Annotated in this window: 19 protein-coding genes; 13 read left to right on the top strand and 6 right to left on the bottom strand. The window is 72.5% G+C overall.

What is annotated here, in order from left to right:
* Positions 1 to 86 precede the first annotated feature (86 nt).
* The gene (locus MicB006_RS01320) at positions 87 to 2,462 is read left to right on the top strand and encodes a glycoside hydrolase family 65 protein (protein WP_116503302.1); all 2,376 of its coding nucleotides are present in this window, start codon (positions 87 to 89) and stop codon (positions 2,460 to 2,462) included.
* On the opposite strand, the gene MicB006_RS01325 is transcribed toward MicB006_RS01320, so the two are convergent.
* Positions 2,435 to 2,917, bottom strand: coding sequence for a hypothetical protein (locus MicB006_RS01325; RefSeq protein WP_116511061.1), 483 nt, complete (start codon positions 2,915 to 2,917; stop codon positions 2,435 to 2,437). The genes MicB006_RS01320 and MicB006_RS01325 overlap by 28 nt on opposite strands.
* A 115-nt stretch (positions 2,918 to 3,032) precedes the next feature.
* Between MicB006_RS01325 and MicB006_RS01330 the strand changes: the two genes are divergently transcribed.
* The gene (locus MicB006_RS01330; protein ID WP_116503304.1) at positions 3,033 to 3,806 is read left to right on the top strand and encodes an SAM-dependent methyltransferase; all 774 of its coding nucleotides are present in this window, start codon (positions 3,033 to 3,035) and stop codon (positions 3,804 to 3,806) included.
* Positions 3,807 to 3,857: 51 nt separating this feature from the next.
* Here the strand turns inward: MicB006_RS01330 and MicB006_RS01335 are convergent, their stop codons facing one another.
* Positions 3,858 to 4,739 (bottom strand): RNA polymerase sigma-70 factor, encoded by an 882-nt coding sequence (locus MicB006_RS01335; RefSeq protein ID WP_116503305.1) that lies wholly within the window; start codon positions 4,737 to 4,739, stop codon positions 3,858 to 3,860.
* A 167-nt stretch (positions 4,740 to 4,906) separates the two neighbouring features.
* On the opposite strand from MicB006_RS01335, the gene MicB006_RS01340 reads away from it, so the two are divergent.
* Both MicB006_RS01340 and MicB006_RS01345 read left to right on the top strand, forming a co-directional pair.
* Positions 4,907 to 5,392: a carboxymuconolactone decarboxylase family protein gene (locus tag MicB006_RS01340; protein ID WP_116503307.1), complete on the top strand. Its 486-nt coding sequence runs from the start codon at positions 4,907 to 4,909 to the stop codon at positions 5,390 to 5,392.
* A 95-nt stretch (positions 5,393 to 5,487) separates the two neighbouring features.
* Entirely contained in the window at positions 5,488 to 5,952 is a 465-nt protein-coding gene (locus tag MicB006_RS01345; protein WP_064448468.1) for a DIP1984 family protein, read from the top strand.
* 227 nt (positions 5,953 to 6,179) lie between these two features.
* Here the strand turns inward: MicB006_RS01345 and MicB006_RS01350 are convergent, their stop codons facing one another.
* Positions 6,180 to 7,271, bottom strand: coding sequence for an epoxide hydrolase family protein (locus MicB006_RS01350; protein ID WP_116503308.1), 1,092 nt, complete (start codon positions 7,269 to 7,271; stop codon positions 6,180 to 6,182).
* 93 nt (positions 7,272 to 7,364) lie between these two features.
* On the opposite strand from MicB006_RS01350, the gene MicB006_RS01355 reads away from it, so the two are divergent.
* The 5 genes from MicB006_RS01355 to MicB006_RS01375 all read left to right on the top strand — a co-directional run bounded on the left by MicB006_RS01355 (position 7,365) and on the right by MicB006_RS01375 (position 10,564).
* The gene (locus tag MicB006_RS01355; RefSeq protein WP_116503310.1) at positions 7,365 to 7,826 is read left to right on the top strand and encodes a MarR family winged helix-turn-helix transcriptional regulator; all 462 of its coding nucleotides are present in this window, start codon (positions 7,365 to 7,367) and stop codon (positions 7,824 to 7,826) included.
* Positions 7,827 to 7,897: 71 nt separating this feature from the next.
* Entirely contained in the window at positions 7,898 to 8,500 is a 603-nt protein-coding gene (locus MicB006_RS01360; protein WP_225980602.1) for a helix-turn-helix domain-containing protein, read from the top strand.
* Complete coding sequence (locus MicB006_RS01365) at positions 8,500 to 8,871, top strand: hypothetical protein (RefSeq protein ID WP_116503312.1); 372 nt, start codon at positions 8,500 to 8,502, stop codon at positions 8,869 to 8,871. The genes MicB006_RS01360 and MicB006_RS01365 overlap by 1 nt, the downstream gene beginning before the upstream one ends.
* Positions 8,868 to 9,773, top strand: coding sequence for an ABC transporter ATP-binding protein (locus MicB006_RS01370; protein WP_116503314.1), 906 nt, complete (start codon positions 8,868 to 8,870; stop codon positions 9,771 to 9,773). The genes MicB006_RS01365 and MicB006_RS01370 overlap by 4 nt, the downstream gene beginning before the upstream one ends.
* A complete protein-coding gene (locus MicB006_RS01375) occupies positions 9,770 to 10,564 on the top strand; it encodes an ABC transporter permease (RefSeq protein ID WP_073826620.1) in 795 nt (264 codons plus the stop codon). The genes MicB006_RS01370 and MicB006_RS01375 overlap by 4 nt, the downstream gene beginning before the upstream one ends.
* On the opposite strand, the gene MicB006_RS01380 is transcribed toward MicB006_RS01375, so the two are convergent.
* Together MicB006_RS01380 and MicB006_RS01385 are read right to left on the bottom strand one after the other, a co-directional pair.
* A complete protein-coding gene (locus MicB006_RS01380) occupies positions 10,557 to 13,856 on the bottom strand; it encodes a helicase HerA domain-containing protein (protein WP_116503315.1) in 3,300 nt (1,099 codons plus the stop codon). The two genes, MicB006_RS01375 and MicB006_RS01380, sit on opposite strands and share 8 nt — an antisense overlap.
* A complete protein-coding gene (locus tag MicB006_RS01385; RefSeq protein WP_225980603.1) occupies positions 13,853 to 14,596 on the bottom strand; it encodes a hypothetical protein in 744 nt (247 codons plus the stop codon). Before MicB006_RS01385 ends, MicB006_RS01380 begins: the two co-directional genes overlap by 4 nt.
* Positions 14,597 to 14,884: 288 nt before the next feature.
* Between MicB006_RS01385 and MicB006_RS01390 the strand changes: the two genes are divergently transcribed.
* Positions 14,885 to 15,214: a CU044_2847 family protein gene (locus tag MicB006_RS01390; RefSeq protein ID WP_013283485.1), complete on the top strand. Its 330-nt coding sequence runs from the start codon at positions 14,885 to 14,887 to the stop codon at positions 15,212 to 15,214.
* A gap of 15 nt (positions 15,215 to 15,229) precedes the next feature.
* Positions 15,230 to 19,333: a trypsin-like peptidase domain-containing protein gene (locus MicB006_RS01395; protein ID WP_116503317.1), complete on the top strand. Its 4,104-nt coding sequence runs from the start codon at positions 15,230 to 15,232 to the stop codon at positions 19,331 to 19,333.
* Here MicB006_RS01395 and MicB006_RS01400 read toward each other — a convergent pair whose 3' ends face one another.
* The gene (locus MicB006_RS01400) at positions 19,334 to 20,248 is read right to left on the bottom strand and encodes an NADP-dependent oxidoreductase (protein ID WP_116503318.1); all 915 of its coding nucleotides are present in this window, start codon (positions 20,246 to 20,248) and stop codon (positions 19,334 to 19,336) included.
* Between the two features lie 115 nt (positions 20,249 to 20,363).
* Here MicB006_RS01400 and MicB006_RS01405 point away from each other — a divergent pair, with 115 nt between their 5' ends.
* Both MicB006_RS01405 and MicB006_RS01410 read left to right on the top strand, forming a co-directional pair.
* Entirely contained in the window at positions 20,364 to 20,795 is a 432-nt protein-coding gene (locus tag MicB006_RS01405) for a helix-turn-helix domain-containing protein (protein WP_116503319.1), read from the top strand.
* A 290-nt stretch (positions 20,796 to 21,085) separates the two neighbouring features.
* Positions 21,086 to 22,564, top strand: a complete 1,479-nt coding sequence (locus tag MicB006_RS01410) for an endo-1,4-beta-xylanase (protein ID WP_116503320.1) — start codon at positions 21,086 to 21,088, stop codon at positions 22,562 to 22,564.
* Positions 22,565 to 22,645 lie beyond the last annotated feature (81 nt).

The raw sequence follows: 22,645 nt of genomic DNA on the forward strand, positions 1-22,645 counted from the left end.
GGGGTCGCCACGGGTATCGGAGTCCCAGCCGCCTCCCAGCCGGGTCTGGTTCGGTGGCGGTCCAGGCTTCGGACTCGGGAGGGCACGTGTCGCACGGCGACGACGGTTGGCGGATCCGGCGCACCAGCGCGGACCTGGACCGGCTGGGTGAGACCGAGTCGATCTTCGCGCTGGCGAACGGCTGGGTGGGCTGGCGCGGGACGCTCGACGAGGGCGAGCCGTGCGGCATGCCGGGCAGCTACCTCAACGGGTTCCACGAGCAGCACGAACTGAGCTACCCGGAGAGCGGGTACGCCTTCCCGGAGCGCAGCGACACGGTGATCAGCGCCCCGAATGCCGCCCTGATCCGGCTCTGGGTCGACGACGAGCCGCTCGACGTGCGTACCGGCACGATCCGGCGGCACCACCAGGAGCTGGACCTGCGCGCCGGCGTGGTCCGCCGGGAGACCGAGTGGATCTCGCCGGGCGGCCGGGGCGTCCGCGTCCGCAGCACCCGGCTGGTCTCACTGACCCGTCGTCCGGTCGCCGCCGTCGACTGGACGGTCGAGCCGCTGGACGAGCCGGTCCGGCTGCGGGTCGGCGCCGACCTGCTCGCCAACCAGCGGGTGCCGGAACGCGCCGACGACCCGCGGGCCGCCTCGGTGATCCACGATCCGCTCACCGGCGAGATCCGCCGCGACGACGGCCTCGACGGTGTGCTGGTGCACCGGACCGGGCGCAGCGGCCAGCGGGTCGCCGTCGCCGTCGCGAACCGGGTCGAGGCCCCGGACGAGATCGCCACCGACACCGAGCTGACCGCCGACCGGTTCCGGCTGGCGCTGTCCGGCCCGGTACGCCCCGGCGAGCGGATCCGGGTCACCCGGTTCGCCGCGTACGAGTGCGCGGAGGTCGACGGCACCCCGCCCGGTGAGCTGGCCGACCTGGTCGTCGCGGAGGCGGAAGCGGCCCGGGCCGACGGATTCGACGCCCTGCTCGCCGAGCAGCGCGCCGCCCTGGACGCCGCGTGGGCCACCGCCGACGTCGAGCTGGACGGCGATCCGGAGCTGCAACTCGCGGTGCGGTTCTCGGTGTTCCACCTGCTCCAGTCGGGGCGCGCCGACGGTGACCGGACCATCCCGGCAAAAGGGCTGACCGGCAACGGCTACGACGGGCACGTGCTCTGGGACACCGAGGGCTACGTGCTGCCGGTGCTGACGTACCTGAGGCCGGAACTGGCCCGCTCGGCGCTGCGCTGGCGGCACGCCCACCTGCCCGAGGCCCGGGAACGCGCGGCCGAGCTGCGCCTGACCGGCGCCACCTACCCCTGGCGGACGCTCAGCGGCCGGGAGTGCTCCGGCTACTGGCCGGCCGGCAGCGCGGGCCTGCACGTCAACGCGGACATCGCGGACGCGATCCTGCGGTACGTGGCGGCCACCGGCGACACCGGGTTCCTCGCCGAGTGCGGCGCCGAGGTGCTGATCGAGACCGCCCGGCTGTGGCACGGCTACGGCCACTTCGACGACGGCGGCGCGTTCCACCTGACCGGCGTCACCGGGCCGGACGAGTACTCCGCGCTGGTCGACGACAACGTCTTCACGAACCTGATGGCGCGGCGCAACCTGCGCGGGGCCGCCGACGCCGCCGAGGACTGCCCGGAGGTCGCCGCCCGGCTGGGTGTCGACGCCGCCGAGGTGGCCGGCTGGCGGGCCGCCGCCGACGCGGTGTTCGTCCCGTACGACGGCAAGCGCGGCGTGCACGAGCAGTCGGCCGGTTTCACCACGCAGCCGGAGTGGGACTTCGCCGGCACCGGCGAGGACGACTACCCGCTGCTGCTGCACTTCCCCTACCAGGAGCTGTACCGCAAGCAGGTGGTCAAGCAGGCCGACCTGGTGCTGGCCATGCTGCGCTGCCCGGGGGAGTTCACCGCCGAGGAGAAGACGCGCAACGTCGCCTACTACGAGGCGCGGACCGTCCGGGACTCGTCGCTGTCGGCGTCCGCGCAGGCGATCCTCGCCGCCGAGGTCGGGCACCTCGACCTGGCGTACGACCTGTTCGCCGAGACGGCGTTGCAGGACCTCGCCGACCTGGGCGACAAGACCGCCGACGGGCTGCACCTGGCGTCCCTGGCCGGCGCCTGGCTGGTGGTGGCGCAGGGCTTCGGCGGGCTCCGCGACGACAAGGGTGTGCTCGCGTTCGAGCCGCGGCTACCTCGGCCCATCACCCGGCTGGTGTTCCACCTGCGCCGGCACGGGCACCGGCTGCGGGTCACGCTCACCGGGCAGGAGGCCCGCTACGAGCTGCCGGACCCCGGTCCGGGCGACGCGGTCGAGCTGTGGCACCACGGCGAACAGCTCCGGGTCACCGGCGACGAGCCGGTCATCCGGCCGATGCCGCCGGTGCCCGACCCCGGCCCGGAGCCGCAGGCCCCGCCCGGCCGCCGTCCCGAACGACGCGCTCAGGAGGAGGCGGGCGGCGACGACTGAGCCGGCAGGCCGGACATCCGCGCGACGACCTCCTCCAGCGCCTCGAACGCGTACGCCCAGTTGTGGCACTTGAAGCTGCGCAACCCGGTGATCGGGGTCCGGCAGTCGGCACAGTGGACACCCGGGATAGCGTCCGGCACCTCGGTGTTCACGTACTTGCGGTCGCCGAGGATCACCCGGGCGATCATCGTGCGGTCGTGCACGCCGTGCAGCGCGGACGCGACGATGTCGTACCAGGTAGCCCGCCGCCCGCACTTCGGGCAGTCCGGCTCGTCGCCACTGACCCACAGCGGCGCGCCGATGCTGCGCGCCGGCATGTTCAGCAGCTTCTCCAGCCGCCGCACGTCCGCCTCCGGGGTGGTCCACCGGTGCCGCCCCGGCAGCGAGGCGGGCGAGTCGTAGACGGCGCGGAACACCACCGGATCGACCTCCACTGTCTCCCGGCCACCTGTCATCGGTACCTCCTCGCGACGGCGTGTCCCACCGTCGTACCAGGTGGACGGCGGGATCGGCCGGATCATCGACACGACGGGTCAGCGGTGTGTCGCCCAGAGTGCTAGACAACGAGGCGTGACGGAGGCTGAGAACCGACCCAATGTCGCCCGGATGTACGACTACTACCTGGGCGGCTGCCACAATTTCGCCGCCGACCGTGCCGCCGCCGAGGAGATCCTGAGGATCTTCCCGGACACCGGGGTCGCCGCGCAGAGCAACCGCGCGTTTCTGCGCCGGGTCGTGCGCTGGGCCGCCGAGCAGGGCATACGTCAGTTCCTCGACATCGGCGCCGGCCTGCCCACGCAGGGCAACGTGCACGAGGTGGTCCGCGCGATCCGCCCCGACGCCCGGGTGGTCTACGTCGACCACGACGAGGTGGCTGTCGCGTACGCCCGGCGGCTGCTGCCCGTCGACGGCCGCACCGTGGTGCTCCGGGGTGACCTGCGGCGCCCCGGCGAGTTGCTGGCCGATCCGACGCTGCGGGCCACCATCGACCTGAGCGAGCCGGTGGCGGTGCTGCTGCTCGCGGTGCTGCACTTCGTGCCGGACGCCGACGACCCGTACGCGGCGGTGGCGAGGCTGCGCGACGCCACCGTGCCGGGCAGTGTGCTCGCCCTGTCCCACCTCACGCTGGACGGTCTGCCGACGCTGCCCACCGAGCAGGGCACCGCGATCTACCGCCGCAGCAGCTCACCGTTGGTGCCCCGCACCCGCGACCAGGTGGCCCGCTTCCTCGACGGGTACGAGCTGGTCGAACCGGGCCTGGTCAAGGTGGCCCAGTGGCGGCCCGACGGCGAGCCACAGGCCGCGGTGTCGCACGGCTACGGTGGGGTGGGCGTCCGCCGCTGAGTGCGGTTGGTCCAGCGCAGTTTCTCCGGCGATCGTCGCACGATCGCGTGCTCACCGGCGCAGCGTCGTTTCCCGGGTCATGCGGGACAGCTTCTCCGGGTTGCGCACCGCGTAGAGGCCGCTGATCCGGCCGTCGTCGAGGCGTACCGCGACGACGGTGTCCAGCTCGCCGTCGAGGCGTACCAGCAGCGCCGGGTAGCCGTTGACCTGCACCGGCTCCATCGACGCCACCGCCGCGATCCGGTGCCAGCCGCCGGCCAGCAGCCGGGCCACCTTGTCGCCGCCGGTGACCGGACGGGCGAGCGCCTGCTTGATCCCGCCGCCGTCGCCGACCAGCACCGCGTCCGGGGCCAGGACGCGGAGCAGCCCGTCCAGGTCGCCGGTCTCGACCGCCCGCCGGAACGCGTCGAGGGCGTCGCGGGCCTCGGCCGCCGGGACGGTACGCCGGGGGCGGCGCGCCGCGACGTGGGCCCGCGCCCGGTGCGCGATCTGCCGCACGGCGACGGGAGTCCGCTCGACCGTCTCGGCGATCTCGTCGTAGCCGACGTCGAACACCTCACGCAGCACGAACACGGCCCGCTCGGTCGGTGTGAGCGTCTCCAGCACCAGCAGCATCGCCATCGACACGCTCTCGGCCAGCGCCACGTCGTCTGCCACGTCGGGCGCGGTGAGCAGCGGCTCGGGCAGCCACGACCCGACGTAGGACTCCTTGCGCCGGCCCAGCGTGCGAAGCCGGGACAGCGCCTGGCGGGTGGTGATCCGCACCAGGTAGGCGCGCCGGTCCCGCACCTCGCCGAGGTCGACGCCGGCCCAGCGCAGCCAGGTCTCCTGCACCACGTCCTCCGCGTCGGCCGCCGAGCCGAGCATCTCGTACGCGACGGTGAAGAGCAGGTTGCGGTGCGCGAGAAAGTCCTCGGTGGCCTGGTCCGCCATGGCTGGCTCCTCCGCTGTCCGGCTGCGCTCCCCACCAGACGCCGCCCGCGGCCGCCGTGTGACATCGGGTCGCTGTGGTGGTCCTCACCCGGCGTCGCCGTCACGCCGAGGCGGTCCCCGGCATCTCGTGTTCGTCCGACTCCACCGAAGCAGAGAGGGCGCAACCGATGCAGACCCGATTCAACCTGTTCGAGAACGCGGTCTCGGCCACGTTCATGAAGCGTTTCGCCGGCGCGGGCCTGGCGATCCACCAGTCGTCGCTGCCCCGCACCGTCCAGGAGCTGGTGTCGCTGCGGGCCAGCCAGATCAACGGCTGCGGCTGGTGCATCGACATGCACACCAAGGAGGCGGTGGCCGGGGGTGAGAGCGCGGTCCGGCTGAACCTGGTCGCCGCCTGGCGCGAGTCGACCGTCTTCACCGACGCCGAGCGCGCGGCGCTGGCGTTCGCCGAGGAAGGCACCCGGCTCGCCGACGCCCATCAGGGCGTGTCCGACGAGACGTGGGCGCAGGTGCGCGAGCACTACGACGACGACCAGATCGCCGCGCTCGTCTGCCTGCTCGGGCTGATCAACGCGGCGAACCGGTTCGCGGTGCTCGTGCACCAGCGCGGCGGCTCGTACGAGCCGGGGATGTTCGCGGCGGCGATGAGCTGAACGCCGCGGCGGCGGTCCGGCCCGGTCGTCCCGGGCCGGACCGTCGCCGGAAAACGCGGCGACACCCGTGCTCCCCGGTGGCCATACTGCTCGCCATGAAGATTGCGGAGGCCCTTGCGCTGCGGGCGGATGCGGCGCGACGCGCCGAACAGCTCCGTGCCCGCATCACCGCGAGCGCCCGCTACCAGGAGGGCGAGACGCCCGCCGAGGACGCCTCGGCGCTGCTCGTCGAGGCGGCCGGGGTGCTCGGTGAGCTGGAGACGCTGATCCGGCGGATCAACCGTACGAACGCCGCGACTGTCGTGGACGGTGGCACCCTGACCGACGCGCTCGCGCGTCGCGACGTGCTGCGCCTGCGGCACGGCGTGGTCACCGCGGCAGCGGACGCCGCCGCGGGCGAGGGCCAGCGCGGCTACCGTCAGCTCCGGTCGGAGCTGAAGATGGTCCCGGCGTTGCCGGTGGCGGAGCTGCGCCGGCAGGCCGACGAGCTGGCCCGGCAGATCCGCGAGGTGGACACCACGATCCAGCGGACGAACTGGGAGGTCGATCTGCTGGACTGACGAGTCGCGGAGCAGGTAGCCGACGTGGAGGCGTGCACGCCCCCGAGAGCCGGCGGGCAATCCGGCTCACTCCTGGCGCGCCGAGGGCAGGCGCAGGGGTTCGACTCCCCGGCACACACCGCATGCCCAGCACGGGACACAGGTGACGGCGCACAGGGCACGGCACACCACCAGGTGCAGATCCACGACGGTGAGGGTGGGACAGGGGACTTCCGCGACTCGTCCCGTCATCGCAGGTTCCAGAAGAACGACCGGACGTCGTCGACGAACAGGTCCGGCACCTCCAGCGCGGCGAAGTGGCCGCCCCGGTCGAACTCGCTCCACTGCCGGATCGTGTACGTCAGCTCGGCGATCGGGCGGACGGACCGGGTGATGTCGTGCGCGAACACGGCCACCCCGATCGGCGGCGGGCAGGGCGCGGGCGGGCCACCGAACGCGCTCTCCCGCACCAGCCGCGCCGACGACGCGGCAGTGCCGGTGAACCAGTAGACCGAGACGTCGGTGAGGATGCGGTCCACGCTGACGACCGATCCCGGGTCGGTCCACTCGGTGAACTTCTCGGCGATCCACGCGAGTTGGCCGACGGGTGAGTCGTGCAGCGCGTACGAGACGGTCTGCGGGCGGCTGGCGTAGAGCACCTGGTGCGGGTGGCGCTGCGTCTTGAGCCGCATGATCCGGGTGAGCCGGTCCCGGTCCTCGTCGGACAGGCCGGCCTCGCCGGTCCAGCCGGGCGGCGGGGGCGTGGGCAGGTAGTTGAGGTGCACGCCGACGACGTGTTCCGGGTCGATGCCGCCGAGCCGGGTGGAGATCACCGAGCCCCAGTCGCCGCCCTGGGCGCCGTACCGCCGGTAGCCGAGCCGGCGCATCAGCTCGGCCCAGGCGCGGGCGACCCGGTCGACGTCCCAGCCGCGTTCCCGGGTCGGGCCGGAGAAGCCGAATCCGGGGATCGACGGCACGACCAGGTGGAACTGCTCGGAGAGCGGGCCGAGCACGTCGAGGAACTCCACGATCGAGCCGGGCCAGCCGTGGGTGAGGATCAGCGGCAGCGCGTCCGGGTCGGCGGCCCGTACGTGCAGGAAGTGGATGTTCTGCCCGTCGATGGTGGTGGTGAACTGCGGATACCGGTTCAGTTCGGCTTCGGCCGCCCGCCAGTCGTACGTGGTGCGCCAGCGCTCGGCCAGCTCGCGTACCCGGGCCAGCGGAATGCCGTAGTCCCACCCGGCGCCTGGTAGCTCGTCGGGCCAGCGGGTGCGGGCCAGGCGGTCCGCCAGGTCGTCGAGGTCGGCCTGGGGGACGTGGACTCGGAACGGCTCGATCACGATTGCCGCCTTTCGTTGGTGGCACAAACGTTAGGGTGACCAACGGTAGCGCAAATCGTTGGGGCCGCCAACGTTTCCGGATAGGCTTGGCACGTGGAGAACCCGGAGCCGGACCTCGTACCGACCCGCCTGGCCGGCCTGCCGAGCTGGCTGATCACCCAGACCGCCGTACGCGCCGGCCGGCTGGTCGCCGACGGGCTGGCGGCGGACGGCGCGCGGGGCTACCACTTCCGGCTGCTCGCCACGCTCGACGAGTTCGGCCCGGCCAGTCAGGCGGCGCTCGGCCGGCGCAGCGGCATCCACGTCAGCGACGTGGTGGCCGCACTCAACGAACTCGCCGAGCGGGAGTTCGTCGTCCGCTCACCGGACCCGGCCGACCGGCGGCGCAACGTCGTCACCATCACGGCGGCCGGGCGGCGGCAGCTCCGGCGGCTGGAGAAGCGACTCGCCGCCGTCCAGGACGAGCTGCTCGCCCCACTGTCGGCCGACGAGCGCGCGGACCTGACCCGGCTGCTCGCGCGGGTGCTGGCCCACCACACCCGTCCGTCCGTCTGATCCTCCGGCCATCGCGCCCCGGCCGCCCCACCCTCTACCTCTATCACTATCGATAGTGATAGCGTTCGGCCATGGCGATGTCGATGGAGCGGTGGGCGGAGGTGGCGCTGCACCCGGTGCGGCTCCGCGTCCTGCGCGCCGTGGCGGGCACCCGGGTGACCACTCACGACCTGGTCGAGCTGCTGCCCGACGTCCCGCACGCCACGCTCTACCGGCACCTGGCGACGCTCGTGAAGACCGGGATGCTCGACGTGGTGGAGGAGCGCAAGGTGCGCGGCGCCGTCGAGCGGGTGTACGCGCTGCCCGCGCACGGCGCGGCGCTGGACCCGGCGGCCCTGGCTACGGCCACGCCGGAGGACCACGCGCGCTACTTCACCGCGTTCGTGTCGAGCCTGCTGTCCGAGTTCTCCCGCTACCTCGCCCGGGAGTCCGTCGACTTCGTCGCCGACGGCGTCGGATACCAGCAGCTCGTACTGCACCTGACCGACGCCGAGCTGCACGAGTTCGCGGCCGGGCTCAGCGCGCTGGTCGGCCCGTTGCTCGCCAGAGGGCCCGGCGACGGTCGGACCCCCCGGCTGCTGACGACCATCCTGATGCCCGCCGATCGCCAGGCGACCCCCGGCGACACGCGCACATCAGCGCACGACTCCGACACGACGAAGGGCGACGACTGATGGCCTCCGTAATGCTCGACGGCGATGTGATCGACATCCGGTTCACCGGATGGGAACGGATGTGGGTCGGGCGGGAGCGGTTCGCGCTGCGCCTGGCCGCCGTGCGGCACGCCGCCCCGGTGGACGAGCCGATCCGGCTGGCCCGGGGCGCCCGGCGCGGGTACGCCGTGTCCGGCTTCGCCAAGATCGGCGTCTGGGGTCTGTTCGGCGGTCCCCGGCAGCTCGTGGCGGCCCGGCGGGGTCAGCCCGGCCTGCACCTGGTGCTGGACCGCGCGGCGGCCGGCGGGGAGTTCGACGAGGTGGTGGTCTCCGACCCGGCCGCGCCGGGCCTCGCCGGCACGATCGAGCGTGCGACGCGGGGCCGGTCGTGACCGGCGACCACCTGGCGATCGAGGCGTCGGGCCTGACCAAACGCTACGGCGACGTCACCGCCGTACGCGATCTGACCTTCACCGTGCGACCCGGCGCGGTCACCGGCTTCCTCGGCCCGAACGGCGCCGGCAAGACCACCACGATGCGCATGCTGACCGGACTGGTGACGCCGACCAGCGGCGCCGCCACCATCGGCGGGCAGCCCTACGGCCGGCTGGCACAGCCGTCACGGATCGTCGGCGCGGTGTTCGACGGCAACGCGTTCCACCCCGGCCACACCGCCCGTGACCACCTGGGCGTCTACGCCGCGATGGCAGGCTGCCCGAACAGCCGGGTCGCGGAACTGCTGGATCTGCTCGGCCTCGCCCACGCCGCCGACCGTCGTACCCGAGGGTTCTCCACCGGCATGCGGCAACGGCTCAGCCTTGCCACGGCGTTGCTCGGCGACCCGCGCGTCCTGCTGCTCGACGAACCGGCGAACGGCCTGGACCCGGAAGGCATGTCGTGGCTGCGCGGGCTGCTGCGCCGCCTCGCCGACGAGGGCCGCACCGTGCTGGTCTCCAGCCACGTCCTGCACGAGGTCCAGCAGGTGGTGGACGACGTGGTGGTCATTCGGCGCGGGGAACTCGTCGCCGCCGGGCCGTGGTCCCGGCTCACCGGCCCGCCGACGGTGCTCGTCACCTCGCCGGACGCGACAGCTCTGGCCGCCGCGCTGGCGGCCGCCGCCGGGTCCGTCGAGGCCGCCGGTCCCGGCCGGCTGCGGGTACGCGGACTGGACGCGCCGGGCGTCGCCGACCTCGCCGCGGCCCATCGCGTGCGGGTCCACGAGCTGGTCACCGAGACCACAAGCCTCGAACAGCTCTTCCTCGACCTGACCACCGACAAGGCGGAGGCCCGATGAACCTGCTCCGAGCGGAACTGCGCCGGGTGCTGGCGACCCGGATGTGGGGTGCGCTGCTGCTCGCCTCCGTCGCGCTGGGCGGCGGCCTGGTCGGGATGATGGCGCTGGTCGGCCCGGAGAACTTCGACCCACCGATGCCCGGCCTGCACACCGAGGAGGGCCTGCGGTCGATCCTCGGCATCCTCGGCTTCACCGCCTTCGTGCCGGCCGCCGCCGGCGCCCTCGCGGCCACCTCCGAGTACCGGCACGGCACCGCCGCCGTCACGTTCGTGTTCGCGCCGCGCCGAGGGCGGGTGCTCGCCGCCAAACTCGCCACCCACGCGGTCGTCGGCCTCGCCTACGGCCTCGCGCTCGCCGTCGCCGCCGCGGCAGCCCTGTTCACAGTCGCCGCCGCGCGCGGCGTGCCGCTGGGCCTGCCCGCCCCCACGGTGCTGGCGCTGCTCGCCCGCATCGGCGTCGCGATGGCTGTCTACCTGCTCGTCGGCGTCGGCGTGGGCGCCCTGCTCCGTAACCAGGTCGCGGCCGTCTGCGTGGTGGTCGGTTACCTGTACCTGGCCGAGCCCGTCCTGATGATGATCCCCGGCGTCAACGCGCTCTACCCGCTCCTGCCCGGCGGGGCCACCGCCGCGCTCACCGACTTCACCTACGTCGCCGACGCGATGTCCGCGCAGCTCGGCAACGACGCCGTCGCGCTCCTGCCACCGGCGGCCGGCGCCCTGCTGCTGACCGCGTACGCGCTGACCGCCGCCGCGATCGCCGTGGTCGTCCCGATGCGCCGCGACATCACCTGAGCGTCGCGAGCCGGACGATCTCCTCCGCGGTCAGCGGGCTGCGCGGATGGTGGGTCAGGCACATCGGCGCCTGCATCTTGACGAACCGGGCACCCTCCACGGTGGCGTAGAACTGGCCGGTACGCAGTTTGCCGATGTCCGGGACGTCGGTGCCCTTCGCCCTGGCCACGTCCCGGGCCGCCTCGATCTGTACCGGCACGGTGAGCAGGCCGAAGAACTGCGTGGCGGCGTTGCCGGGGATCTGGTTGTGCAACGCCTTCGGCGCCTGGGTGGCGAAGACCAGCCCCAGCCCGTACTTGCGGGCCTGCGAGGTCAGCGCGAGCGTGCTCTGGGTGCAGGCGGTCACGGCGCCGGACGGGGCGAGCGTCTGTGCCTCGTCCATGACGAAGAGTCCACCGAGTGGCCGGTCCCCGGCCGGATGGCGCTTGATCCAGGTGAACAGGGCGAGCTGCAACTGGTTGACGAAGCTCTGCCGCTGATTCTCCTCGGACAGCCCGGCGAGGTTGATCACCGAGACCCGGGCGCGGCGACCGGGTGGCGGGGTGAGTAGTTCGCCCGGATCGACAGGCGTTCCGACGCCGCCCAGGAGCGGATCGTTGATCAGGGCGGCCTTGAGTAGCTGTGCCATGCCGGCGGCCAGCTTGGGCGCGCTGTCGAGCTGACTCACTCCGTCCGGGAGGTCGTTGAGGACGTCGGTGAACTCGCGCAGGTCACTTGCGCCGCTGCGGGCGTAGCCGATCAGCGCCTCGCGCAGCACGGCCCGGCCGAGTCGGGCCTTGTCGGTTCCGCCGTCCACCCGGGCGTGCGGGGCGAGCGTGGCGACGGCGGCGTTGACGGCCGAGGTGAACCCGTCCGGGTCGTCGAGCACGTCGGCGAAGGCCGGCAACGGCTGGAACGTCAACGGCCGACCGGCCTGCCGTCCTGGCGTCCAGACGACCACGTCGGTGCCGGCCAGATATTCCGCCGCGCGGCGGGCGTCGTCGGCGCCCCAGCCCGGCGGTGGCTCGGGCCAGGCCTCGCCGAGCCGGGCCAGGTCGTTGTTGGGGTCGAGCACGATGGCCGAGACGCCGCGCAGGGCGCACTCCTCGATCAGGCGGCGGATCAGGACGGTCTTGCCGGAGCCGGAGCCGGCGAAGATGACTGTGTGCCGGCGCAGCGCTTCGAGGTCGATGCCGACCGGGTCGGGCCGCCCGGTGACCGTGCCGATCTCCATCCGCGCCGGGTCGATGCCCGCCACCGGCGGCAGGGGAGCGATCATCGGCGGAACCGGGCCGGAACCGGCGGACCGCGGCGCAGGGACGAGACTGGCGGAGCGCGATGCGGGGACGGGACCGGCGGAGCGCGGCGCAGCGGTGACCGGCGGTGGCGTCCCGACCGGGGGTCGGTCCGGCACCTCCTCCGGCCGCTCCTCGGCCCGGACGGCTTCCGGCGCGCCCGGCCAGTCGCCCAGCGCCTCCCGCAGGCAGGTGATGTCGGAGGCCGGCCGGCGATCGGCGAACCAGGGTCGCAGCGTCTCCCGCCCGTAGTCCTGGATGAGTTGTTCGAGCGCGACCATCCGGGCGACGTCCGGCGTGTCCAGGGGGAGCCTCCGGCCACCGGCCCGCTCGAACGCGTCCAGCACCTCGCGGGTACGGGCACCGGCCGACCACTCCGCGCTGCGTAGCAGGAAGAGCCGGCGTTTGGCGACCCCTTCGGTGAGCCCGGCGGTCGTGATCGCGTTGCGAATCCGGTTGAGCACAGCGATGTGGTGCGGCGCGGAGATCGCCCGGAACGACCAGTGCTCCTCGTCCTCGCTGTCCTCGCTCAGGCTGTGCCGTAGCCGAGCGTGCAGCGCCGGCTTGGTCCCGGCGGGGATCGGGTCGAGGCTGAACGCGTCGACGGCCGTCCCCTGCGCGGCGATCCACGCGGTCAGGCCGGCTTCGAGCAGGCGCGGGACACGGCCGTCCTCTGACTCCGGGGATACGGCAGAGCCGGTGTCGGCGGCGGCGACCAGCTCCGCGTACCGGGCGTCGATCTTGCTGAATCCGTTCGCCCGGTTCTCCGGCGGCGGCCCGGTGACCGGGGCGTGGACGAGCCCGTCGGCGACGCGATCGCCGCTGGCGTGCAGCAGGTGCCGCAGCTCCCGCGCCTCGCCGTCGGCCAGGCAGGCCCGGACGTGTGTGTCGATCCGCCGTAGCAGCTCACGCGGGGTGAAGCCGACGACCTCCTGGAACGCGTCCGGGTGGACCGGCCAGGTGGGATGGGGCGGCGTGAACCCGAGGCCCTCGAAGAGCACCGCGAACCGCTTCTCGACCAGCTCGCGGCCCACCTCGACGGAGGGGATCTCCTTGAGCGGGGCAGCCTCCCGGAACCGGTCCTGGACGGTGTCCGTCGCCTGCTGCTGGATGCTGCGCCATGTCTGCGGCAGGCACGAGACGACGGACAGGGTCCGGCGGGTGGTCTCGCGCAGCGCCATCAGGCCGCTGGCGACCTGTTCGAGCAGGAGCGAGGTCTGCCAGTCCGCCTCGCCCCGGGCGTCCTGGTTGGTCGCCTTCACGGACTGGGCGATCATCAGGTCGATCTGGTCCACCGCGATCACGGTCGGGCCGACGACGGCGAGCAGCCGGGAGATGTCCCGGACCACCTCCTGGGGCGCACGTCGGTTTCGCCGCAGCCCCCATCCGGCCCGCTGGCCGGGTTCCTCCTCGTCCATGGAGGACAGGAAGTCGTAGCCGATGTCCTGCACGGCGGACTGCTCGGCCGCGTAGAGCACCAGGGCACGCGCGGTGTCCTGGCACTCCGTACCGATCTGGCGGTCCTTCTTGCGGATCAGGTCGACGAACGCGTCGAGCGTGGAACGGCTGAGTTCGGTCTCGCCGGCGACCGCGCGGCGTACCGTGCGGGGCGCCCTCACTTCGTCGGCCAGCCGGCGCAGGAACGTCCGCAGCTGGGTGGTCTCGTCCGGCATCGGCCGGACCAGGCCCTCCAGCATCGAGATCGCGGTGCGTTGCCAGAACGTCCGGGCCTCGAGCAACTCGACCAGGAAGAAGAAGCCGCCGCGCCCCTGTACCTGCTGGCGGACCGTGCCGATGAGGTGGGTCTTGCCGGTGCCGCGCTGGCCGAGGATGGCCACCCCCACCGGACTGGAGTCGGTGCTGGCCTGAGCCTCCGCGAAGCTGTCCAGCACCGTCGAGACGACGTCGTGGTGCAGGCCCTCGACGTGGAAGGGAGTCGGTTTCCAGACGTCGTCCGGGGTCGGAGCCCAGTTGAACCTCAGCGCCGCCAGGGCGCGGCGTTGCTCGTCCCCGATCATGACGAGATGGCGACCAGATGCTTGTCCTGGTTGCCGATGGTCACCGCCGCCGCCCGCTCCTGCGGCTTGAGCACCTTCTGGTTGGACTCGGGCACCAGGTTCACGCCGCGCTCCCGGTTGAGCGTCACCAGCGCGGCGTCGAACTCGTGGCGGGGCAGATCGGCGAGGGCCTCGCGAAGGTCTGCCAGCATGACGTAGTCACCGGGCTTGGCGGCCAGCTCGTGGTACGCCTGCCGGATCAGCGCCACCGCGTCGACGGCCGCGGATGCCGGCGACGCCACCGGCGGCGCGACGACCTCGTCCCGGTTGATCTGCATCCGGAACAGGTCGTCGGCGCGGATCCCGGAGTGGTCGATCAGCCGGCGCAGGAAGTCGAGCGCGACGTAGAGGGTTCCGCCGGCGGTACCGGCGCCCTTCGGCGGCTCCGCGCCCAGCTCGCCGGTGGCGCGATCCCATCCCTTGTCGGTGAGCGCCAGCGTGATCGGCTTCTCCGTGACCTCGATCAGGCCGAGCGACTGAAGTCGACGGCGGTGATCCGCTTTCAGCCCGATACCGGCGACATTGGTGAAGTAGGTCTGCGGCAATGGCGCCGCCTTCACCATCAGCGTGACAAGAATGCACCGGTCGACGAGGGTCAGTTCCTTTTCCGGCATGCGGATGCTCCTCTGCGGCACGAGCTCCCACCGCGTCGACGGTGTGATCGAAGGCTCGGAAGGGGTGGCCATGATCGAGGTGGGCAACGGGGACGGCCCCGGCGCACGGGCCGATTCTGCCGACGGTCTCCGGCTCGCGCAAGGTCACCGATCTCGCTGACGAAAGCCGACAGGACAGCACAGTGGATCTCTGACGGTCCTGCGTGGACGGCCCGGCTGAAACGCCTGTTCGACCGATTCGGCGCGGTTCGCCGGCCGGACCATTGCGAAGTGACAAGGGCAACGGGCAGCATGGCAGACCGGCGGGAGGGCCGGAGTTCTGCTCCGCCGCGAACCCTCCTGCCCGTTCCCCTGAAATACGTCACGGAGGTGACCGTGCAGTCTGAGGTGGTCCGCTACCAGGTCGACGACGAAACGGTTGCCTTGATCGAAGTCGAGCCGACGCCAGGTTTCCAGCCCGCCGGCTTCGGCGACGTCGCCGGCTGGGTACGCGAATCCGCGGCGCCGGCAGTCGCCGCCGCCCGGGAATTGCTGGAACAGGTCAAGACCGTCTCTCCCGATGCGGTGGAGGTGCGCTTCGGGATCAAGGCCACCGGCACGGCGAGCTGGGTGGTGGCGAAGGCGACCGGAGAGGCGAACTTCGAAGTCACGCTCGCCTGGCAGCCGGACGGCCCCACCGATCGCGGTGCCGGCCCACGGCGCTGACGGACGGGTCGGCCCGTGACAACGGCCCCGGACGAGTGCTCGTGGGCGGTGGCCCTGCACCGTGAGGCGGACCCGCACAAGGCGCTCGGCACCGGCATCGTCATCGCCACCAACCTGGTGCTCACCTGCCACCACGTGGCGTTCGCCGCCGACGGCACCCTCCGGCCCGATCTCACTGTCGCCTTTCCGCGCGCGCCCAAGGTCGCCTACTTCGATCGGCGCAAGGTCCGGCGGTGCCGGCACGACGGCATGCGGGAGGCGCACGTCGACCTGGTCGTGCTCGAACTCGTCGAGCCGGTGCCGGCCGCCGTCACCCCGGCGCGGTTGCGTTGCCTCGCCCCCAAGCCGCTGCTCGACCGGCCGTTCTGGGCGTACGGCTTCCCGGACGGAGTGGTCGGCGGCCTCCAGGCGACCGGTTCCGTCGTCGAAGCCGGCGGGTACGGCCGCGTGACCATCGACAGCGGCGCCGCCGGGCCGCTCAGCAAGGGGTTCAGCGGGGGCGCTGTGTGGTCCCCGGAGTATCAGGCGGTGGTCGGCGTGGTCGTCACGGCCGACGGCAAGGGCAAGGGCCAGGCGGTCACCCTGAGCCACGCCGACGAACAGGTGCCGGCGATGGCGTTGGGCGCGTTGTCGGCCTGGCGGGTCGAGGACGCCGACGACGCCGCCCTCTCGGCCTGGGGGTGGACGTTGAGCACCGACGGCGAGGCCGGCCGGCACTGGCTGCCCCGGGCGCGGGGGGTCGCCGTGGACACCGAGGGCGGTGCGCGGTTTCGGGGTCGTACGGCTGCGCTCCGGCGGATCGTCGACTTCATCGACGGGGAGGCGCCTGCCATCCGGCCACTGATCGTCACGGGCTCGCCCGGGGTCGGCAAGTCCGCCGTCCTGGGCCGCGTGGTGACCACTGCCGATCAGCAGATCCAGGCCAGCCTGCCGGGCGGCGACATCGCCGTGCGGGCCACGGTCGGCTCGGTGTCCTGCGCCGTGCACGCCAAGGGCAAGACCGCACTCGAGGTGGCGATTGAGATCGCACGGGCCGCCGCCGTCGACCTGCCCGGCGCGCCGGCCGACCTGATGCCGGTGGTGCGGGAGCGGCTGGCGCGTCGTCCGGCTCGCTTCGCGCTGGTCATCGACGCGCTGGACGAGACGGCCGACCCGGGTCAGGCGCGGCAGGTTATCGACGACGTCCTGCTGCCGCTGGCCCGGGAGTGCGGCCGGTACGGCGTCCGGGTGGTTGTCGGCACCCGGCGCGGCGACGACCGGGGCGATCTGATCGCCTGCTTCGGTGATCCGGTCGAGCTGCTGGATCTGGACACGCCGGAGTACTTCGCCGAGGCCGACCTGGTGAACTACGCCCTGGCGACCCTGCGGCTGCTCGGCGCGGAACGGCCGGGCAATCCGTACACCGACTCGGCGGCGGCCGCCCCGCTGGCCCGCCGCATCGCCGAGCTGGCGAAGGGAAACTTCCTGGTGGCCGGTCTCGTCGCCCGGGCACACGCGCTGCGCGACATCGAGCCGGTCGACCCGGCCTCGGTGTCGTTCACCGCGACAGTGGCCCATGCGCTCGACTCCTACCTGGCCGGGTTGCCGGCCGCCGGCTCGGCCTCCGCCCGGCTCGCCCTCACCGCTCTGGCGTACGCCGAGACGCCGGGTCTGCCGCTGTCGCTCTGGCGGATCGCGGTGACCGCACTCGGTGGCACGGTCACCGAGGAAGAACTCCTCGCGTTCGCCCGTACGTCGGCGGCGAACTTCCTGGTCGAGACCGGCGGCGGCAGCCAGCCCGCGTACCGCCTGTTCCACCAGGCCCTCAACGACGCGTTGCTGGCCGGGACATCACGCCGGGACGACCAGCGACGGCTGGTCGCCGCCTGGACGGAGCTGGCGGCCGAGGTGGGATGGGCCTCGGTGCCCGACTACCTGCGGCGCTCCCTGCCCCAGCACGCCTCCCGTGCCGGGCTCGTGGAACGGCTCCTCACCGACGAGGGCTATCTCCTGCACGCGCACCTGGAGCGGTTGCTCTCGGTCGTCGACATGGAGAAGCCGCTGGAACCGCTGTCCCGATCACGGGTGCGGCTGCTGCACCGCACGCCGCTCGCGGTCGCGGCGGCGCCGGCCGAGCGCGCCGCCCTCTTCTCGGTGGTCGACCGGCTCGACGGGTTGGGCAGCGGGATCGAGGCCGACGCCGCGCCGTACCGCGCGCGCTGGGCGCACACGCCGCCGCGGCAGGAGCGCAGCGTGCTGGACGGGCACTCGCAGGCCGTCTACGACGTGGCGGCCGTCGAGCTGGACGATCGGTGGTTGCTCGCCTCCGCCGGTGACGACGGCACGGTCCGGCTCTGGGACCCGATGACCAACCAGGCCGTGGCGGTCTTCACCTGTCACGACGACACGATCCGCGGGTTGTGCGCCGTCCGTACCGGCGGTGGCGAGACGCTGATCGCCACCGCCAGCCACGACGGGACCGTCGGCCTCTGGGATCCACGAACCGGTCAGCGCCGGCACGAACTGCGCGGGCACGACGACTGGGTCCGCAACATCTGCGTCATTCCGCTGCCGGACGGCGACCTGCTCGCCTCGGCGGGCGACGATCGGACGGTCCGGATCTGGGATCCGGTGACCGGGACGCAGCGCTATGCGTTGACCGGGCACTCGGGCTGGGTGACCGCCGTGACGTACGTCCCGGCGGGCGGCCGGCACCTGCTCGCCTCCACCGGTTTCGACGGCGTCGTCCGGGTCTGGGAACCGACATACGACACGCGCCCGACGTTGACCCTCACCGGACACGTCGGCTGGGTGACCACCCTCTACGCCGTTCGTGCGCCGGGCGGCACGTTGCTCGCCTCGGCCGGCTACGACGGCACGGTCCGGCTCTGGGATCCGCAGAGCGGCGAATGCGTCCACGTCCTGGAAACCGGCGGACCCGTCACCGATCTCTGCACGGTCGAGGTCGACGAGGGCTGCCTGCTCGTGTCGACGGGTGAGGACGGGCTCATCCGTGTCTGGGACGTGCCGACCTGGACCACCCGGCCGAGCCTGCGGGGACACGCGAGCTGGATCCGCGCGGTCTGCGAGCTGCGTACGGCGAAGGACCGGATGCTGGCGACGGCGGGTGACGACGGCACCGTGCGACTGTGGGACCCGGCCGGCGGCCGGCCGGACACCGTCGCCGAGCGGGACCGGCTCGGGCCCGTGCACAGCCTCTGCGCGGTCCCCGGCGAGCGGCCGGGTCTCGTCGCCTCCGGCGGTGCCGACGGTCGGGTGGGAGTCTGGGACGCCGCGACCGGCGAGCGGTTGCGGGAGATCCCGACACCCGGCGGGCCGGTCAACGCGATGTGCGCGGTCGCCGACGTCGAGGAGCCGCTGCTCGTCACCGCGCAGGACGACAACACGGTCGGGACCTGGAGTGTGCGGCACAGCGCATTGGTGGGGGAGATGAACGAGCACCACGCTCCGGTGGCGGCGGTCTGCCCGATCGTCATCGGCGGTGAGACGCTCGTCGCGTCGGCCGGCGACGACCAGGCCATCCGGCTGTGGCACCCGCAGAGCGGCGCCGTGCGGGCGGTCCTGCTCGGGCACGTCACCCGTGCCTGGGTGACCGCCCTCGCGACGGTCCGGTGGCCCGAGATGGAGGCGCTCGCGTCGGCCGACAAGAGCGGCACGGTGATGCTGTGGGGCGGTGGTGACACGCCGGTATGGACCCGGCAGGGACACCAGGACGCTGTCACCGCGCTCTGCGGTCTTGTCATGGCGGGCCGCCGGATGCTGGCGTCGGCCAGTGCCGACCACACGATCCGGCTGTGGGACGCCGAGTGGGGCGAGCCGGTGGACGTGTTCACCGGCCACACGGCTGCCGTCACCGGGCTGAGCCTGGTGCGGGTCGGCGGGCGGGATCTGCTCGCCTCGACCAGCCGGGACCGGACGGTACGTATCTGGGACCCGGCCACCGGACGGGCACTGCACACCATCCCCGTCTATCACCCGGCGCTCACCTGCTGCACGGTCGGCGGAACGCTGCTCGTCGGCCTGGACCAGGGCCTGCTCGCGTTGGACATCGACGGTCGGAGCGACCTGCCACCCGAGGCCGCGGACCGTGCGGTCGCTCGGGTGGCGGTGCGCTGCTGATCAGGGGCGCAGGACGTAGCGCCCGCGTACCCCGCCCTTGGCCGCCTCCCGGTGCGCGTCCGCCACCCGGTTTAGCGGCACCACCGCGTGCACCCGAGCCGGCAGCTCACCGGCGGCGGTGCGGGCGAGCAGGTCGGCCAGGCGTACCCCGTCGGCGTGCACCTCGACCGCGCGCACCGTGACGCCGCGCTCGGCGGCCGGGTGGGCGTTCGGCCGGACCCCGACGAACACGCCGCCGTCACCTACCAGCGCGAGCCCTCGGTCCTGGAGCGCCGCGGCGTCGGCGACCGCGTCCCAGCCCGGCTCGGCGGCGGTGGTGAAGTCGGCGCCGAGCCCGCGCACGAACTCCTCGTCCTCGGCCCGCGCCAGGCCGGTCACCCGCCATCCCCGATCCCGGGCGAGCGGCACGACGTAGCCGCCCACCGCGCCGGCCGCGCCGGTGACCAGCAGCCGGCCGCCGGCGGGCGGGTCGCCGAGCAGGTCGACGATCTGCGCCGCGGTCAGGCCGTTGAGCGGCACTGTCGCCGCCGCCACCAGGTCCAGATCATCGGGTACGACGGCCAGGTCGGCGGCGGGCACGACGAGCTGTTCGGCGTACGTGCCGAAGTCGCGGTCGAACCCGCCCACCAGACCGGCGACCCGGGTGCCCACGGCGAGGTCGACGCCCGGCCCGGCCGCGGCGACGACACCGGCGAAGTCCCAGCCCAGGCCGGTGTGGTGCGGCTGGTGGATGAGCCCCAGCGAGTGGAAGAAACCGCCGACGACGCCGAGGTCGGCCGGGTTGACCGGTGCCGCCGCGACGTCCACCCGGACCTCGCCGGGCCCCGGCTCACGCTGCGGAACGTCGATGACCTCGATGGCGTCGGGCCCGCCCGGGGTGCGGACGACTGCGGTGCGGAAGGTACGCGTACCCATGGTTCTGTCTCCTTGGTCGTAAGGGATGCCCTGCTCCACGATGGAGGGGTAACTTTCCATCGGGAAGTACGCACTTCGGAGTGCGTTGGGTACCCCCGGGTAGGAGGCGCGGACGATGCCGACGCAGACGGCGGCGGAGAAGCGGGCGCAGGCGCGGGAGGAGTACGACGCGTTCCTCGCCGGCTGCCCGAGCCGGCAACTCCTGGACCGGATCTCCGACAAGTGGGTGGCGCTGATCCTGGCCGCGCTCGGCCGCGACGGCCCGGACCGCGACGCGGGGCCGCAGGTCATGCGCTATTCCGAGCTGTCGCGGCGGCTGGCCGGGGTCAGCCAGAAGATGCTCACCCAGACGTTGCGCTCGCTGGAGCGCGACGGCCTGGTCACCCGCACCGTGACGCTGAGCGTGCCGGTGACTGTCACCTACGAGCTGACCGGCCTCGGTCAGTCGCTGCACCAGCTGATGTACGGCATGAAGCTGTGGGCCGAGGCGCACATGGACGAGGTGCACGCCAACCGCGAGCGGTACGACGCCGCGGCCGGTCGCTGACCGGATTTCCGAAACTTTCGGTCCGCGCCGCGCTTCTGCGGGCTCGGCCGACGCGCCGTGCCGCGAGGGGCATCCGTGGGCTGGTGCCCTGATCGGCCGCGTCCAGTCCATGTTGACCTTCGCATCGACATTGACCGATCGTGCCGTCGCGGATATCTTCCCAGGGAAGTTACCGGTACATCTTCGAAAAGTTTCAGGGCAGTGACGCGGGACCGGGCGCACCCCCGGCTCCCGCCCGCGTCAAGCCGGGCATCGCCAGCGCATCATCGTCCGATATGCAGAGGAGTGTCATGAAACATCTACCGAGGCGCAGCCACCGCGTGGTGCTGGCCGCCGTCAGCAGCGCGCTGGCTCTCGCCGGCGCCGCGCTCGTGGTGCCCACCATGGCCCAGGCGGCGGCAAGCACGCTCGGTGCCGCCGCGGCACAGTCGGGCCGGTACTTCGGCACCGCCATCGCGGCGAACCGGCTGAACGACTCGACGTACAGCACCATCGCGGCGCGTGAGTTCAACATGATCACCGCCGAGAACGAGATGAAGCCGGAGGCGCTCCAGCCCAACCGGGGCCAGTTCAACTTCTCCTCCGGTGACCAGATCTACAACTGGGCGACCCAGCGTGGCCTCCAGGTCCGCGGCCACACGCTGGCGTGGCACGCGCAGCAGCCGGGCTGGATGCAGAACCTGAACGGCAGCAACCTGCGTCAGGCGATGATCGACCACATCAACGGCGTGATGGCCCACTACAAGGGCAAGCTGGCCGCGTGGGACGTGGTGAACGAGGCGTTCAACGAGGACGGCAGCCGCCGTAGCTCCAACCTGCAGGGCACCGGTAACGACTGGATCGAGGTGGCGTTCCGCACCGCGCGGGCGGCCGACCCGTCGACCAAGCTCTGCTACAACGACTACAACATCGAGAACTGGTCGTACGGCAAGACGCAGGGCGTCTACAACATGATCCGGGACTTCAAGTCCCGTGGCGTGCCGATCGACTGCGTCGGTCTGCAGACCCACTTCACCGGCGGTAGCTCGCTGCCGAGCAACTTCCAGACCACGCTGCAGAACTTCGCCGCGCTCGGTGTCGACGTGGCGCTGACCGAGGTCGACGTCACCAACTCGTCGACCAGCCAGTACGCGGGGCTGACCCAGGCGTGCCTGAACGTGCCGCGCTGCATCGGCATCACCGTGTGGGGTGTCCGTGACAGCGACTCGTGGCGTTCGAACGAGAACCCGCTGCTGTTCGACGGCAGCGGCAACAAGAAGGCCGCGTACAACTCGGTCCTCAACGCCCTCAACGCCGCGACGCCCAACCCCACCCCGACCGTGACCCCGACCGTGACGCCGACCGTGACGCCGACCGGCGGACCGACCACGCCGCCGCCGACCAGCGGCGCGAGCCGGATCGTCGGCAACCAGTCCGGCCGGTGCATCGACGTGCCGAACTCCTCGCAGAGCAACGGCACCCGGGTGCAGCTCTACGACTGCCACGGCCAGACCAACCAGCGGTGGACCTACACCTCCAGCCGGCAACTGACCGTGTACGGCTCGATGTGCCTGGACGCCGCCGGCTCCGGCAACGGCTCGGCCGTCCAGATCTACAGCTGCAACGGCCAGACGAACCAGCAGTGGAACGTCAACTCCAACGGCACCATCAGCGGAGCCCAGTCCGGCCGCTGCCTGGACGTCTGGGGCACCGGCAACGGCCAGCAGGTGCAGATCTACGACTGCAACGGCCAGGCCAACCAGCGGTTCCAGCTCGTCGCGGCGAGCTGACCTCCTCGTACGGACAACGGCTCACCGTTGCGGCCTCGGCCGCGGCGGTGAGCCGTTGCGTTGTGCCCGGCGTTGGCAGGT

It is taken from the genome of Micromonospora sp. B006, assembly GCF_003408515.1.
GTDB lineage: Bacteria > Actinomycetota > Actinomycetes > Mycobacteriales > Micromonosporaceae > Micromonospora > Micromonospora echinospora_A.

Coding starts and splice junctions, on each gene's coding strand:
- MicB006_RS01340 (WP_116503307.1), top strand. CDS start 4,907: ATGCAGACCCGATTCAACCTGTTCGAGAACGCGGTCTCGGCCACGTTC.
- MicB006_RS01345 (WP_064448468.1), top strand. CDS start 5,488: ATGAAGATTGCGGAGGCCCTTGCGCTGCGGGCGGATGCGGCGCGACGC.
- MicB006_RS01325 (WP_116511061.1), bottom strand. CDS start 2,917: ATGACAGGTGGCCGGGAGACAGTGGAGGTCGATCCGGTGGTGTTCCGC.
- MicB006_RS01405 (WP_116503319.1), top strand. CDS start 20,364: ATGCCGACGCAGACGGCGGCGGAGAAGCGGGCGCAGGCGCGGGAGGAG.
- MicB006_RS01360 (WP_225980602.1), top strand. CDS start 7,898: ATGGCGATGTCGATGGAGCGGTGGGCGGAGGTGGCGCTGCACCCGGTG.
- MicB006_RS01375 (WP_073826620.1), top strand. CDS start 9,770: ATGAACCTGCTCCGAGCGGAACTGCGCCGGGTGCTGGCGACCCGGATG.
- MicB006_RS01365 (WP_116503312.1), top strand. CDS start 8,500: ATGGCCTCCGTAATGCTCGACGGCGATGTGATCGACATCCGGTTCACC.
- MicB006_RS01335 (WP_116503305.1), bottom strand. CDS start 4,739: ATGGCGGACCAGGCCACCGAGGACTTTCTCGCGCACCGCAACCTGCTC.
- MicB006_RS01400 (WP_116503318.1), bottom strand. CDS start 20,248: ATGGGTACGCGTACCTTCCGCACCGCAGTCGTCCGCACCCCGGGCGGG.
- MicB006_RS01410 (WP_116503320.1), top strand. CDS start 21,086: ATGAAACATCTACCGAGGCGCAGCCACCGCGTGGTGCTGGCCGCCGTC.
- MicB006_RS01380 (WP_116503315.1), bottom strand. CDS start 13,856: ATGATCGGGGACGAGCAACGCCGCGCCCTGGCGGCGCTGAGGTTCAAC.